The organism is Serratia sp. MF1(2023) (assembly GCF_030954545.1).
Lineage (GTDB): Bacteria > Pseudomonadota > Gammaproteobacteria > Enterobacterales > Enterobacteriaceae > Serratia > Serratia sarumanii.
Map to the genome: position 1 here is coordinate 22,520 of NZ_JAVHUX010000039.1, position 13,838 is coordinate 36,357.

General features: G+C 64.1%; 15 protein-coding genes. 1 reads left to right on the forward strand and 14 read right to left on the reverse strand.

Annotated elements, in window-relative coordinates; translation table 11 throughout:
• Positions 1-82: 82 nt before the first annotated feature.
• From hpaA to REA38_RS18650, 9 genes are all read right to left on the reverse strand, one after another.
• Positions 83-979 carry a 4-hydroxyphenylacetate catabolism regulatory protein HpaA gene (gene hpaA, locus REA38_RS18610; RefSeq protein ID WP_308886401.1) on the reverse strand — a complete coding sequence of 299 codons (897 nt, stop codon included), beginning with the start codon at positions 977-979 and terminating at the stop codon, positions 83-85.
• A gap of 34 nt (positions 980-1,013) precedes the next feature.
• Positions 1,014-2,384, reverse strand: a complete 1,371-nt coding sequence (hpaX, locus tag REA38_RS18615) for a 4-hydroxyphenylacetate permease (RefSeq protein ID WP_033636986.1) — start codon at positions 2,382-2,384, stop codon at positions 1,014-1,016.
• A 3-nt stretch (positions 2,385-2,387) separates the two neighbouring features.
• Positions 2,388-3,182, reverse strand: coding sequence for a 4-hydroxy-2-oxoheptanedioate aldolase (gene hpaI / locus REA38_RS18620; RefSeq protein WP_308886403.1), 795 nt, complete (start codon positions 3,180-3,182; stop codon positions 2,388-2,390).
• A gap of 78 nt (positions 3,183-3,260) precedes the next feature.
• Positions 3,261-4,064, reverse strand: coding sequence for a 2-oxo-hept-4-ene-1,7-dioate hydratase (gene hpaH / locus REA38_RS18625; RefSeq protein WP_308886405.1), 804 nt, complete (start codon positions 4,062-4,064; stop codon positions 3,261-3,263).
• Between the two features lie 14 nt (positions 4,065-4,078).
• Positions 4,079-4,465: a 5-carboxymethyl-2-hydroxymuconate Delta-isomerase gene (locus REA38_RS18630; protein WP_004933172.1), complete on the reverse strand. Its 387-nt coding sequence runs from the start codon at positions 4,463-4,465 to the stop codon at positions 4,079-4,081.
• A gap of 50 nt (positions 4,466-4,515) precedes the next feature.
• The gene (gene hpaD, locus REA38_RS18635) at positions 4,516-5,589 is read right to left on the reverse strand and encodes a 3,4-dihydroxyphenylacetate 2,3-dioxygenase (RefSeq protein WP_004933173.1); all 1,074 of its coding nucleotides are present in this window, start codon (positions 5,587-5,589) and stop codon (positions 4,516-4,518) included.
• Positions 5,590-5,626: 37 nt separating this feature from the next.
• Positions 5,627-7,081, reverse strand: a complete 1,455-nt coding sequence (gene hpaE, locus REA38_RS18640; RefSeq protein WP_033636981.1) for a 5-carboxymethyl-2-hydroxymuconate semialdehyde dehydrogenase — start codon at positions 7,079-7,081, stop codon at positions 5,627-5,629.
• Entirely contained in the window at positions 7,078-7,842 is a 765-nt protein-coding gene (locus REA38_RS18645; RefSeq protein ID WP_033648528.1) for a fumarylacetoacetate hydrolase family protein, read from the reverse strand. The genes hpaE and REA38_RS18645 overlap by 4 nt, the downstream gene beginning before the upstream one ends.
• The gene (locus REA38_RS18650) at positions 7,839-8,471 is read right to left on the reverse strand and encodes a fumarylacetoacetate hydrolase family protein (protein ID WP_033636979.1); all 633 of its coding nucleotides are present in this window, start codon (positions 8,469-8,471) and stop codon (positions 7,839-7,841) included. The genes REA38_RS18645 and REA38_RS18650 overlap by 4 nt, the downstream gene beginning before the upstream one ends.
• 327 nt (positions 8,472-8,798) lie before the next feature.
• On the opposite strand from REA38_RS18650, the gene hpaR reads away from it, so the two are divergent.
• Entirely contained in the window at positions 8,799-9,251 is a 453-nt protein-coding gene (gene hpaR / locus REA38_RS18655) for a homoprotocatechuate degradation operon regulator HpaR (protein ID WP_033648530.1), read from the forward strand.
• A 122-nt stretch (positions 9,252-9,373) separates the two neighbouring features.
• Here hpaR and REA38_RS18660 read toward each other — a convergent pair whose 3' ends face one another.
• The 5 genes from REA38_RS18660 to REA38_RS18680 are packed head-to-tail and all read right to left on the reverse strand — an operon-like array spanning position 9,374 to position 13,812.
• Complete coding sequence (locus REA38_RS18660) at positions 9,374-10,165, reverse strand: SDR family oxidoreductase (protein ID WP_308886409.1); 792 nt, start codon at positions 10,163-10,165, stop codon at positions 9,374-9,376.
• A 4-nt stretch (positions 10,166-10,169) separates the two neighbouring features.
• Positions 10,170-10,967: a molybdenum cofactor biosynthesis F family protein gene (locus tag REA38_RS18665; protein ID WP_060439116.1), complete on the reverse strand. Its 798-nt coding sequence runs from the start codon at positions 10,965-10,967 to the stop codon at positions 10,170-10,172.
• 11 nt (positions 10,968-10,978) lie between these two features.
• Positions 10,979-11,761, reverse strand: coding sequence for an SDR family NAD(P)-dependent oxidoreductase (locus REA38_RS18670; RefSeq protein ID WP_033636968.1), 783 nt, complete (start codon positions 11,759-11,761; stop codon positions 10,979-10,981).
• On the reverse strand, positions 11,754-12,344 hold the full coding sequence (locus REA38_RS18675; protein WP_308886412.1) for a DUF3156 family protein: 591 nt from the start codon (positions 12,342-12,344) through the stop codon (positions 11,754-11,756). The genes REA38_RS18670 and REA38_RS18675 overlap by 8 nt, the downstream gene beginning before the upstream one ends.
• Positions 12,319-13,812 carry an APC family permease gene (locus REA38_RS18680; RefSeq protein ID WP_103772817.1) on the reverse strand — a complete coding sequence of 498 codons (1,494 nt, stop codon included), beginning with the start codon at positions 13,810-13,812 and terminating at the stop codon, positions 12,319-12,321. The genes REA38_RS18675 and REA38_RS18680 overlap by 26 nt, the downstream gene beginning before the upstream one ends.
• Positions 13,813-13,838: the final 26 nt, after the last annotated feature.

A 13,838-nucleotide genomic window follows, 5' to 3' on the forward strand; every position in this document is an offset into this window, starting at 1 on the left:
CGGTTTCGAGAAGAGACTTTTGCGGCAATCGCCGGTACTTTTCAGGTCAGTTTGCCGCTTTCGCGGCAAACTGTGATCGCGGTTACGAAAGGGCGTGTTGCTCCGCGCGGTAGGTCGAGGGGGAACAGCCTTCCAGCCGATTGAAAAAACGGGCGAAATAGGCCGGATCCTTGAAGCCGAGGCTGTAGGCGGTTTCATGCACCGTGCAGGCGCTGAACAGCAGCATGCGTTTGGCCTCGCGCAGCAGCCGATCGAAGATCAGCCGCTTGGGCGGCCGGTTGGCGAAGCGCCGGCACAGGTCGTTGAGCCGCGATTCGGTCACTCCCAGCGCCTGCGCATACTCCGGCACCGGCAGATGCTCGCGAAAACGCTCGTCCACCATCTTGTTGAACCGCTGAAACAGCTGCAGTTCGCCGCGCACGCCGCTGTTGGCGTTGTCTTCCAGCGCGGTGTTGCGCAGCAGCAGCGTGAACACCGCCTGCGCCAGCAGCGCCAGCGTCTGTTCACGCCCGGCCAGGTTCTGGCCGAACTCGCGGCGGATCAGCGCCCAGTAGTGGCTGAGCGCCGTCAGCTCCTGCGGCGCGTCGGCCAGCGACAGGCAGATGCCCGGCATGTCCAGCGCCAGGTTGCTGCCAGGATACAGGCGCTCCAGCAGCGGCCAAATCAGCTCCTGGCGCACCGTCAGCACGTGGCCGTCGCTGTCCGGTTCGGTGAAGAACGCATGCGGCACCGACGGCGGCGTAAGGATGAACAGCGGCGCCTGCACCGAATAGTGCTGATCGTCGAGCTGCAGCTCTATCTTGCCGGTTTCCAGGAAATGCACCTGAAAGAAGCAGTCGTGCCAGTGCACCTGCATGTCGCGGCCGAAGAATGCCGCCAGCCCGGCGAAGGTTTCGTAGTGCACCTCGTCGGCGGCGTAGCGCGCGTCATACTCTTTGCAAATATCGATGTTGGCGATAAAGCCGGTACTTTTCCGCACCTCATGACCTCCTGCAATCATGCCCACTTGCGCATCAAGGCGTCGCCCTCGGGCGCGAATCCTTCATCGGGATGCGCCACACCAGCACGGCGCCGACGATCAGCAGCGCCGAGACGAAATACAGCCCGGAGTTGAAGCTGCCGGTCAGATCCTTGAACCAGCCGATCAACAGCGGGCTGAGCGCCGATCCGATATTGCCGGTGGCGTTGATCACCGCGATCCCCACCGCGCGCGCTTCCAGGCTGATCGACTGATCCGGCGTGGTCCAGAAGATCGCCATGGCGGTAAAGGAGCCGACCGAGGCCATCACGATCCCCAGCAGCTGGATCAGGCTGTGATCGGTGGCAGACGCCAGCAGCCAGCCGGCGGCGGCGAACAGGTATGGCAGCGCGGTGTGATGCTTGCGCTCCTGCAGCCTGTCGGATCGTTTGCTCCACCACACCATGCCGGCGATGGTGCAGATCTGCGGGATCGCCGCCAGAATGCCGATCGTCACGTTGCTGCTGCCCTGGTTGAAGCTTTGCAGGATCTGCGGCGTCCAGATGTTGATCGCGCTCAGGGTGTTGGTCAGGCAGAAATAGGCCAGCGTGTACATCAGCACGATCGGCGTGAAAATCTCGCGCCACAGGCTGCGTTGCTGCAGCGCGCGGTGGCTGCTCGGCCCGTTGGGCTGCACCAGCTGCAGCTTGTCGGCCTCCATCATCGCCTGCAGGCTGGATTTTTCCTCGTCGGTCAGCCACTTGGCCTTGGCCGGCGTATCGTCGAGGTAAAACCACACCACCACGCCCAGCAGCACCGACGGAATGCCTTCCAGCAGAAACAGCCACTGCCAGCCCTTCAGATTCATCACCCCGTCCAGCGCCAGGATATAGCCGGAGACCAGCGAGCCGATCGCCATGGTCACCGGCATGGCGATCATGAACAAGGCGTTGGCGCGGGCGCGGTAGAACGCCGGGAACCAGTAGGTGAGGTACACCAGAATGCCCGGCAGGAAACCGGCCTCGGTGATGCCGACGATCATGCGCAGCACGTACAGGCTGGTCGGCCCGGTGGCGAACATGGTGCAGGTGGAGGCGATGCCCCACAGCACCATGATGGTGGCGATCCAGCGCCGCGCGCCGACCCGGCTCAGCATCATGTTGCTCGGAATGCCGAAGATCACGTAGGTGACATAGAACAACGTCGCCGCCAGCCCGAACATGGTCGAGCTGAGGCCGAGATCTTTGCCCATCGTCAGCCCGGCGAAGCCGATGTTGATACGGTCGAGGAAAGAGAAAACAAACAACACGAACAGGAAAATGATCAGGCGCCGAAACAACTTTTTAATCACCGATTGCTCGGCGGCGGTTAACGCTTTATGTTGCTGCGCCGGGTTGGCCGGCGGCAGCGAATCGACGTGGTTCATGGTTCAGTAAACTCCCGATGAAGGCGCTTGCACCCCGCCCTGTTTGAACTCGTCAGCCAGGGCTTCCGCCGCCCGCGCCAGCAGGGTGGTATCCACCCCCACCGCGACGAACAGCGCGCCGGCTTCCAGATAGCGCTGCGCCAGTGCCTTGTTGGCCATCAAAATGCCGGGCGCCTTGCCGGCGGCGCGGACGCGGGCAATCGCGTCGTCGATGGTGCGCTGCACTTCCGGGTGCTGCGGATTGCCGGCGAAGCCCATATCGGCGCTGAGATCCGCCGGGCCGATAAACACGCCGTCCACCCCTTCCACCTGCAAAATGGCGTCGAGGTTTTTCACCGCTTCGCGGGTTTCAATCTGCACCAGCACGCACATCTGCTCGTCGGCCTGCTGCAGGTAATCGGGCACCCGGTTCCAGCGCGAAGCGCGCGCCAGGGCGCTGCCGACGCCGCGTACGCCGTGCGGCGGATAGCGCGTGGCGCGCACCGCATCGCGCGCCTGTTCGGCGTTTTGAATCATCGGGATAAGCAAGGTTTGCGCGCCGACGTCCAGCAGTTGCTTGATGATCACCGCGTCGTTCCACGGCGGCCGCACCACCGGCCGGCTCGGGTAAGGCGCGACCGCCTGCAGCTGCCCCAGCACCGTTTGCACGTTGTTGGGCGCATGTTCGCCGTCGATCAGCAGCCAGTCGAAACCGGCGCCGGCCAGCAGCTCGGCGCTGTAGCTGCTGCACAGCCCGAGCCACAGCCCGATCTGCGGGCGTTTTTCCTGCAGCGCACGCTTGAAGTGGTTGGTTAACATCGCATTCTCCCTGACAAGCGGGCGCGGCGCGTGGCCCCCCGCCCGGTTTATTGCGGCCCGGTTCGCCGAGCCTGCTTATTAGACAAAGCGGCAGCTGATGCAGCCCATCGGGCCGTAGTCGACGTGGAAGGTGTCGCCGCGCCGCGCCGGCACCGGCCGGGTGAAGGAGCCGCCGAGGATCACCTGCCCCGCTTCCAGCTCCACCTCATACGGCGCCAGCTTGTTGGCCAGCCAGGCCACGCCGTTGGCCGGGTGGTTGAGCACCGCCGCCGCCACGCCGGACTCTTCAATCACGCCGTTGCGGTACAGCAGCGCGGCTATCCAGCGCAGGTCCAGCGCATCCGGCTTGATCGGCCGCCCGCCCATTACCACCCCAGCGTTGGCGGCGTTGTCGGAGATGGTGTCGAACACCTTGCGCGGCCGCTGCGTCTCGGGATCGACGTTGTGGCTGCGCGCGTCGATGATCTCCAGCGCCGGAATGACGTAGTCGGTGGCGTTGTAGACGTCGAACAGCGTGCAGTTCGGCCCGCGCAGCGGCTTGGCCAGCACGAACGCCAGCTCCACCTCCACCCGCGGCACGATAAAGCGATCGATCGGAATGTCGCTGCCGTCGTTGAAGAACATGTCGTCCAGCAGCGCGCCGTAGTCCGGCTCGGTGATCTGCGAGCTCACCTGCATGGCGCGCGAGGTCAGGCCGATCTTGTGGCCCTTGAGCTTGCGCCCCTCGGCGATCTTCAGCTCCACCCACTGCCGCTGAATGGCGTAGGCGTCCTCGATGGTGATCTCGGGATGATCGAGCGACAGCGCGCGGATCTGTTCACGACTATTTTCCGCCTGATGCAGGCGCTGTACGGCGCGGTTAACCTGCTCTTTATCCAGCATTTACGACCCCTTATTCACGCCTTGTTGAACAGCGCGTGGACATTGTTCTGTTTGTAATTCAGCACCGGATCCAGCTCTTCCATAGTGAAAGAGAGCGCCAGGTAACGCTGCGCCATCAGCGCGGCGAAGTGTTCCTTGATCAGCGCAAACAGCATCTCGCCCACCTGCTGCCGGCTTTCCAGGCTGCGGCCGTGGCCGATCTTCAGCGTCATGTGCACGAAGGCGTAGTCCTGCTTGCCGTCGGCCATCTGCCAGGTGTCGAGCCAGATGGCGCGGCTGCGTACGCCGGCCAGCGGAAAGATGCCGGTCGCCGCCAGCGCCTCGTTGACCTTGGCGAACAGGGTGGGCAAATCCGCCTCGCGGCGGATGTTGTCGGTACATTCAGCGTAAAAATGGGGCATAGCGTTCTCCAGACGGCGCATAGGCGCGGGCGCGGCCCGCGCAGCGGCATTTACAGCGTATTGCCAAGTTTGAAACCTTTTTCCGTATCGCCCTCACGGGTGTAGGAAAAACCGTCTGCGCCGATGGTGACGGCCATTTCGCTGGGCGCGCTGCGTTCGATGACCGGCTGCGGCTGCCCATCGAGATCCAGCACCAGCGATCCTTCGGTATACCAGCTCGGCACCACCGGATTGCCCCACCAGTCGCGGCGCTGGTTGTCATGCACGTCCCAGGTCACGGTCGGGTTGTCCGGATCGCCGGTGTAGTAATCCTGCGTGTAGATCTCCACGCGGTGGCCATCGGGATCGCGCAGATAGAGGTAGAACGCGTTGGAGACGCCGTGACGGCCGGGGCCGCGTTCGATCAAATCGGATTTGCGCAGCGCGCCAAGCTTGTCGCAGATGGCCAAAATATTGTGCTTTTCATGGGTGGCGAAGGCGATGTGGTGCATGCGCGGCCCGGCGCCGCCGGTCATCGCGGTATCGTGCACCGTCGCCTTGCGGCGCATCCAGGCGGCGTAAACCACGCCGTCTTCATCGCGGATGTCTTCCGTTACGCGGAAGCCCAGCCCCTGGATGTATTCCACGGCGCGCGGCACGTCAGGGGTGATTTGGTTAAAGTGATCGAGGCGCACCAGCGCGCCCGGCGTATACAGATCGTAGCGCCAGGCCAGACGCTCGACGTGCTGCACGTCGTAGAAAAACTCATACGGGAAGCCGAGCGGATCCTCGACCCGCACCGCATCGCCGATGCCTTTGGCGAACCCGTTCACCCGCCGCTCGGTGCGGCAGCCAAGCGCCTTGAAATACGCTTCGGCGCGATCGACGTCTTCCGGCGTGCGCACGCGGAAAGCAAACGCCGCAACGGCGGCGACCGGGCCTTCGCGCAGCACCAGGTTATGGTGAATGAACTCCTCCATCGAACGCAGGTAGAGGGTTTTGTCATCCTCGGCGGTCACGACCAGGCCGAGGATATCGACGTAAAATTCGCGTGCGGCTTTAAGGTTCGTGACCTGAATTTCCATGTAGGCACAGCGCACGACGTCGGGAGCAGGGACAGCATTAGTGGTAAGTTTTGTCGTCATTGTTCTCATCTCTTTCGTTATTATTGTGGCCCGAGGCTTAGACGCCCCATTTCGGGATCGGGTGGTCGCCCATGGAAATGCACACGTTCTTCATTTCGGCGAACACTTCGAAGCTGTATTCGCCGCCTTCGCGGCCGGTGCCGGAGGCTTTCACGCCGCCGAACGGTTGGCGCAGATCGCGTACGTTTTGGGTGTTGACGAAAACCATGCCCGCTTCGATGCCGCGGGCCAGGCGCAGAACCTTGCTCACATCCTGCGTCCAGATGTACGACGCCAGGCCGTATTCCACGTCGTTGGCCATGCGCAGGCCGTCTTCTTCCGACTTGAACGGCAGCAGGCAGGCCACCGGCCCGAAGATCTCTTCCTGCGCCACGCGCATCCGGTTGTCGACATCCGCCAGCACCGTCGGGCGCAGGAAGTTGCCGTGGCTCAAACCGGCCGGTTTGTCCGGGCCGCCGGCCAACAGGGTCGCTCCTTCTTCCACCCCGAGGCGGATATAGCCGGAGACTTTTTCCCAGTGCTGCGGGCTGATCAGCGCCCCCACCTGGGTGTTGGGATCTTGCGGATCGCCCACGCGCAGACGGTTGGCGCGCTCGGCGAAGCGTTTGACGAATTCCGGGTAGATGCTCTCCTGAATGAAGATGCGCGAACCGGCGGTGCAGCGCTCGCCGTTGATCGAGAAGATGGTGAACAGCGCGGCGTCGAGCGCCCGCTCGATGTCGGCGTCTTCAAAGATCAGCACCGGCGACTTGCCGCCCAGTTCCATGGAGAATTTCTTCAGCCCGGCGCTTTCGATGATGCGGCGGCCGGTGGCGGTGCCGCCGGTGAAGGAGACCGCGCGCACGTCTTTATGGCGCACCAATGCGTCGCCGGCGGTGGCGCCGTAGCCCTGCACCACGTTCAGCACCCCGGCCGGAATGCCGGCCTCCAGCGCCAGCTCGCCCAGGCGATCGGCGGTCAGCGGCGACAGTTCGGACATCTTCAGCACCGCGGTGTTGCCCAGCGCCAGGCAAGGCGCGGTTTTCCAGGTGGCGGTCATGAACGGCACGTTCCACGGCGACACCAGCGCGCATACCCCCACCGGCTGCACCAGCGTGTAGTTGAGCATCTTGTCGTCCACCGGGTAGGTCTTGCCGTTCATCTGCTGGCACACCTCGGCGAAGAACTCGAAGTTGTGCGAAGCGCGCGGGATCAGCACGTTTTTGGTCTGGTGGATCGGCAGGCCGGTGTCGGCGGTTTCCAGTTCGGCGATCTGCGGCACGTTCTGGTCGATCAGCTCGCCCAGGCGGCGCATCAGGCGCGCGCGCTCTTTCATCGGCGTATTCGCCCACTTGGGGAACGCCTCTTTCGCCGCCGCCACCGCCTGGTCTATCTCCAGCTGGCCGCCGGAGGCCACTTCCGCCAGCACCTCGCCGTTCGCCGGGTTGGTGGTGGTGAAATACTCTTTGCTGGCGACGTTCTTGCCGTTGATCCAATGGTTGATGGTTTTCATCGCAGGCTCTCCTCGTAATCTTTTTCACTGATAATGTGGTTAACCAGACGGCCGATGCCCTCGATCTCCACCACCACTTCGTCGCCTGGCTGCACGTCGGCCAGCCCTTTCGGCGTGCCGGTGGCGATCATGTCGCCCGGCTGCAGCGTCATGAATTCACTCAGGTAGGCGACCAGGAACGGAATGTCGAAAATCATGTCGGCGGTGCTGCCGCGCTGGCGCAGCTCGCCGTTGACGTAGGTGCTGAGCGCCAGCCGGTGCGGATCGGCGACGTCGTCGCGATCGACGATGTACGGCCCGATCGGCGTCAGGGTGTCGCGGCTCTTCACCCGCAGATTCGGCCGGTAGTAGTTTTCCAGGTAATCGCGGATGGCGTAGTCGTTGCACAGGGTGTAACCCGCCACGTACTCCATGGCGTGCTCGCGGCTGACGTTGCGCGCGGTCTTGCCGATCACCGCCACCAGCTCGGCTTCGTAATGCATGTACTCCACGCCGGCCGGGCGCACCGACACCTGGCGGTGCCCGGTCAGGGTGTTCGGCGCCTTGAGGAACACCAGCGGCTCTTCCGGCGCCTTGAATTCCAGCTCGCTGGCGTGGTCGGCATAGTTCAGCCCGAGGGCGAACACCGTGCCCTGCGCCGGCGGCAGCCATTCCACTTCGCGCTCCTGCAGCACCTCGCCGTTCGGCAGCGTGACGCGCAGCTGGTCGTCCACCTGGACGTTGACGGCCTGGCCATGATGGCGAATACGGGCATGTTTCATGATGCGGCTCCTGCTTGGGTGACGCGGTTGGTCAGCGTGGGCAGGCCGGCGGCGCGCACCGTCACCTCATCCCCCGGTTTGATCTCCACCCGCTGGTGCGGGGTGCCGATCAGCACCGCATCGCCCGGCTGCAGGGTGATGAAATCGCTGATGGCGGCGATCAGCTCCGGCACCGAGCGCACCAGATCGGCGGTGGACCAGCGATCCTGCTCCACGCCGTTGATCTCGGTGACGATCTCCAGCCGATCGGCAGCCTCCAGCTGGCCGATCTCCCCCAGCGGGCAGAACCCGTCGCGGCATTTAGCCTTGATCGCCGGGCGATAGAAGCTGCTTTCCGGCAGGCTGACGTCGTTGGCCAACGCGTAGCCGGCCAGATAACGGCTCACCTGCTCAACCGGCACCTTGCGCGCGGTATCGCCGATGATCACCGCCAGCGTGCCGCCGCTCTGCACGGTTTCACCGGCCGGAAACGGGATCGCCCCGCCGTTGGCGAGGTGGGTGTTGCGCGGTTTGATAAACCACACCGGGGTTTTGGGCGGGGTCTGATACGGTGGCTGGTGAAACGCCTGATCCCAGGCGTCCAGTTGGCTGCGGTGGTTCAGCGCAACGGAAAATACGGTGCCTTTCATGCGAACTCCTCCAATGGCAAAACATGACAACCGGCATTCATTAATATATTAATGATTACTTTTATACGCTGTGCAGCTTTTACGCAACGCGCTTGGAGTGATTTGTGATCGTGATAACAAAATATTCACAAATAACGAACATTAGCGTGATTATTCAACGTATTAATCATTTTTCTCGCCATTTTTCGCTGCGGCACGCATTTTTGCTTTATCCCTACGGGTAACTTTGGCTACTATTAAGTTATTAACAAAATCGGGCTTTGCGGGGCGGGCGCCCCCATAACGAGCGCCGTAACAACGAACACCTTGATAGCTAAGGCCAAACTTATGCATGAATCGTTAACCATCGCCCTGCTGCAGGCGCGTGAAACCGCCATGGGGTTCTTCCGCCCGATCCTGAAAAGCCACAATTTGACCGAACAGCAGTGGCGCATCATCCGCGTGCTGGCCAACAGCCGCTCGATCGAATTCCACGAGCTGGCGGCGGAAACCTGTATCCTGCGCCCCAGCCTGACCGGCATTCTCTCGCGCATGGAGCGTGACAAGCTGATCTTCCGCCTCAAGCCGGTCAACGATCAGCGCAAGCTGTACGTGTCGCTGACCCAGCAGGGTCAGGATCTGTATGAAGTGGCGCGCCACCAGGTGGAACAGGGCTACGCCGAGATTGAAGCCGCCTTTTCGCGGCAGAAAATGGACCAGCTGATGACGCTGCTGGACGAGCTGATCACCCTGGGCGACAGCCTGCCCGCCAACGTCACCGCGCATCCCACTAAGAAGTGATTTAACCAACCGGAATTCTCAAATTAATTGGCGTTGCAGCCAGGCGGCCAAGGCGTAAATCCCCAGGAGCTTACTCAAGTCAGTGACTGGGGTGCGCGCCTGCAGCCAACAACGCTGCAGCGTCAGGTAAGCAGAGAATTCGTTTCCGGCAGCAGCGCGCCGCCGTCCACCACCAGCGTCTGGCCGGTGATGTAGGCCGCCGCCGGCGAAGCGAGAAACACCATCGCCGCGGCGATGTCTTCCGGTTCCCCCAGCCGCCCGAGCGGCACCGCGGCGGCGATCGCCTGATTCACCTGCGCGTCGCCCAGGTTGGCCATCGCCGGCGTGCGGATCATCCCCGGTTCTACGCCGTTGACGCGAATTTTCTCCGCCGCCAGCTCCAGCGCCGCCGCGCGAATAAACCCGTTCACCCCGGCCTTGGAGGCCGCGTAGTGCGCCAGCCCCGGGTAGGCCACCCGCGGGCCGGTCACCGACGAGGTCACCAGAAGGCAGCCGCCGCCCCGGCGGCGCATCCACGGCAGCGCCGCCTGCGCCAGAAAGAACGGCGCCATCAGATTGACGCTCAGCGTGCGTTGCAGCAGGGCCGCGTCGATGGCGGCGAACGGCGTCAGCGGAAAGTAAGCGGCGTTGTGGATCACCACGTCCAGCCGTTGATGCCGCTCACCTACCGCCGTCACCAGCTCGGCGATCTGCCCCGGTTCGGCCAGATCGCAAGCCAGCGCCTGCACGCCCAGCCCTTCGTCCCGCAGCACCTGCGCCGCCGCCTGCGCCTGCGGCAGCTGCACGTCCGCGATCGTCACCTCGGCGCCCAGGCGGGCAAAGGCGCTGACGATCGCCAGCCCAATGCCCTGAGCGCCGCCGGTCACCAGCACCGCCTGCCCCGCAAAGGCGTCGGCCGCATAGGTTGCGCTCATCACCCTATCCTCGCGGGTGGCGCGTGGTGTTCAGCACCTGCGCATGGGCGCCGACCGCAAAGTTGCTCAGCGCGCTGAAATCGCTGCCCTGATAACCGAGGATCTTGCCGTCGGTGCGCATGCCCTGCAGATCGATCATCACCACGCCCAGCGTCGGGATGATCTTCTCACGCCAGACGAACAGATAAAGCTGCTCCGCCACCTTCACGTAGTGGCAGCGATCGACGTCCGCCAGCCCTTTCTCCACCCCGTCCAGACACTGCCAGGCGTAGAAGTTGTCGTTCAGGTAGATGTGCTCGTACCGCTCGGTCGGGCTGTAGGTGTACATATTGCGCATGCCGATCAGCTCATCGGTAAAGCCCGGCGGCGCCACGTCGGCGTCATCCAGCGTGCCGAAGCGGAACTCGGCCTCGACCGCGGTCAGCGGCAGCCCCTGTTCCACCCGGCTGAAGGCATCGAGCCGCGCCTGCGCTTCGTCCGGCAGCTGGCCGTATACCGCAGTGAAGTTACCCTGATTGCGGTCGCATACCAGCGTAATGCTGGCGTTGGCGCGGGCGGGATCGAGAAAATCGATAAACAGCACACCGGGGCGAATGCTGGTGGCGCGATAGGCGACGCCGCGCCGTTCGCCCCACTCCAGCGTCTGCTCGTCGGTAAACCGGCAGCGCTGCGTCACGCCGTCGCTAAAGCGCAGCGTCAGCGTGGCGCCCGCCAGCCCGTGCTGCCGTTCCAGCGTATTGCTGTGCGGCGCAAAGCCTTCCGCCAACGCGCCAACCTGAATGAATACCGCTTCTGAACTCATGGAAATGCTCCTTACAGGGAAGTGAAAGCCAGGGTCGGCACGTCAACGATGGTGGAGCCGCCGTCGGCCACCAGCGCCGCGCCGGTAATGATTGAAGCTTCGCTGGAACACAGGAAACGGCAGACGCGGGCGATCTCCTCGGCGCTGGCCGGGCGGCGCAGCGGCACGTCGCGGCAGACCATCTGGTAAGCCTGCTCCAGCGAAATCTGATGGGCGTCCATCAGCAGTTGCATCTCTTCGTCCGCCATCGGCGTGGTCACCCAGCCGGGGCATACCGCGTTGGCGCGCACGCCCAGCGGGCCATAGTCGCGGGCGATGGAGCGCATCAGCCCGATCAGCGCGTGCTTGGCGGTGACGTAGCCGCAGACCTCCGGCCCGGCGGCCAGCGAGGCGATCGAGGCCACGAACAGCAGGTTGCCGCCGCTTTTAATCAGCTCCGGCAGGCAGGCGCGCGCGCTGGCGAAGGCGCTGTTGAGGTTGCTGTCCATCGCCCCTTGCCACTGCGCGTCGGTCATCTCGGTGATGCGCTTGAAGCCCATGCCGCCGGCGCTGCCGATCAGGCAGTCGATACGCCCGGCGTCGCGCAGAATGGCCGGCAGCAGCGCGTGGTTCCAGCTCTCGCCGCTGGCGGCATCGCCCACCAGCGCCTGCGCGCCGATCTCTTGCGCCAGCGCCGCCAGCGGTTCCGGGCGGCGGCCGATGATGAACACCCGATCGCCCTGCGCCGCCAGCAGACGGGCGCAGGCGGCGCCGACGCCGGTGCCGCCGCCGGTAATCACAACCACTCTATTCATGATTCAGCTTCTCCATCAGTTGGCCGATCATCAGCAGGCTGCTCAACAGCAGCCGCCGCTGTTCGGCATCCAGCCGCAAATAGCGGCGGCCGGCCGGCAAACGGCTGACCACCTCCGACGCGGCAAAATGCTCGATATCCACCTGCCAGCGCCCGTCTTTCACCGTCAGCCGCACGCGGCGAAAATCCAGCTGCGCCAGCGTCTCGCCGATCTGCGGGTAGCGCTGCAGGCCGTCCAGCACCCGCTGCGCGGCCGCGTGGCGCTGGCGCAGCAGATAACGCACCCCGCGCCGCCGCAGCCAGCCGCCGGTCACCACGTCCAGCGTCAACGGAAGCTGCATCGCGCACGCGCCCTGCAACCGAAAGCGGTGGCTGACGATATGCGCCATAAACAGCCCCTGGACCTGTTCGCCGATCTCGATCTGCGGCCCCTGCGGCAGCGTCAGCCGCAGCAGACCCGGTGCCAGGCGTTCGCACGCGTAGGGCTCCAGGTTGCGCGCCAGACGATCCAGCGCGGCGCCCGGCCGATAGCCCGACGGCGCTCGCCGCCAGGCGCGATTAAATGAGGGAAGTAAGCCGATCAAACTGCGCCTCCTCGTTTTCACCTTTGGCGAACGCGTTCTCCAGCACCTGCTCGACCGGCACCGGCTTGAACGGATTCACTTTCTGCACGCACAGCGTCCAGAACAGCGCATAGGCGGCGGTCAGGCCGATCATCCAGCCGAAGGGAATATAGATATCGCTCGGGTTCATTCCCGGCGGCGTGATGTAAACGATGGCCAGCACGATGCCGACGCTGGAAACGATCTGCGGCAGCGGGAACCACGGCGATTTATAGGCGCGCGGCAGATCGGGGCGGCGTACGCGCAGGATCACCACCGAGCAGGTCACCAGCAGGTAGGCCACGCCCCAGGCGCACACCGCCGCCAGCACCAGCGGAATGATCCTGTCGAGGTTGCCCTGAATGGCGAAGGCGTGTACGCAGGGGATCAATACCGCCACCAGAATGCCGACCACCGGCGTTTTAAAGCGCGGGTGCAGATAGGCGAACATGCGCGGCAGCGCGCCGTCCAGCGCCATGCCGTACAGAATGCGCGGCACCGCCGCCATCAGCGTGTTGATGGTCGCGGCGCCGGCCAGCAGCAGGCCGACGCCGAGCCAGTATTTGCCGAACTGGCCCATTACCTGGCCGGCGAACGCCGGGATGGCCATCGGCGTTTCCAGCAGGCGCGCGCCGCTGGCGGCGTCGATTACCACGTTTTCCACCTGGTGGCTGAGCGCCGCGCCATACAGCGCCATGCACACCGCCACGCCGCACAGCCCCAGCGCCATCGCGCGCGGGATCACCCGATCGCAGCGTTTGATCTCCGGCGCCATCGGCGTCACCAGCTCACAGCCGACGAACATGAACATCGCCATGCCGATCAGGCTGAATACCGCGAAGGGATCGTTCAGGCTCAGCGTGCTGCCGAACCAGCCCTCGAGCGGCACCGCATGCGGCGACAGCAGCCCGACGATGCCGAAAATCACCAGCGTGCTCCACATGGCGAAGGTCAGCACGATCTCCGCCTTGCCGAAGGCCTCGATGCCGAACGCGTTGAGCAGGCCGAACACGATGACCAGCCCGACGCCGACCATCCAGGAGGCGTTGTGGCTTTCCATCAGGGTGTTGAGGTGCTCGAAGTTCACCAGCGCCATGATGCCGGAGAGAATGGTCTCGGCGGTACCGGCGAAGATGTGCACGATCAGGTAGGCCGACAGCGCGCCGGTGATGGCGAAAAAGCGCCCCATGCCGCAGGAGATGTAGTCGTAAACCGAACCGGAGGTCGGCAGCAGCGCCGCCGCTTCGGAGAAGGTGGTGAGCTGCGCCTGCATCATGATGAAGGCGATCAACATCGCCAGCGCGAAGGTGTCGCCGCCGATGCCGAAGCCGCTGGTGACCGTCAGGATCACCGGGCTGGCCATGATCACCCCGACCGAACTGGCCAGGGTGGTGGGAAAGCCGACCTTGCCTCGAGCCAGGTGGGCGTGCAACCGCGACGACAGGTTCATGGTTATTTCCTCTTATAGTTTTGGCC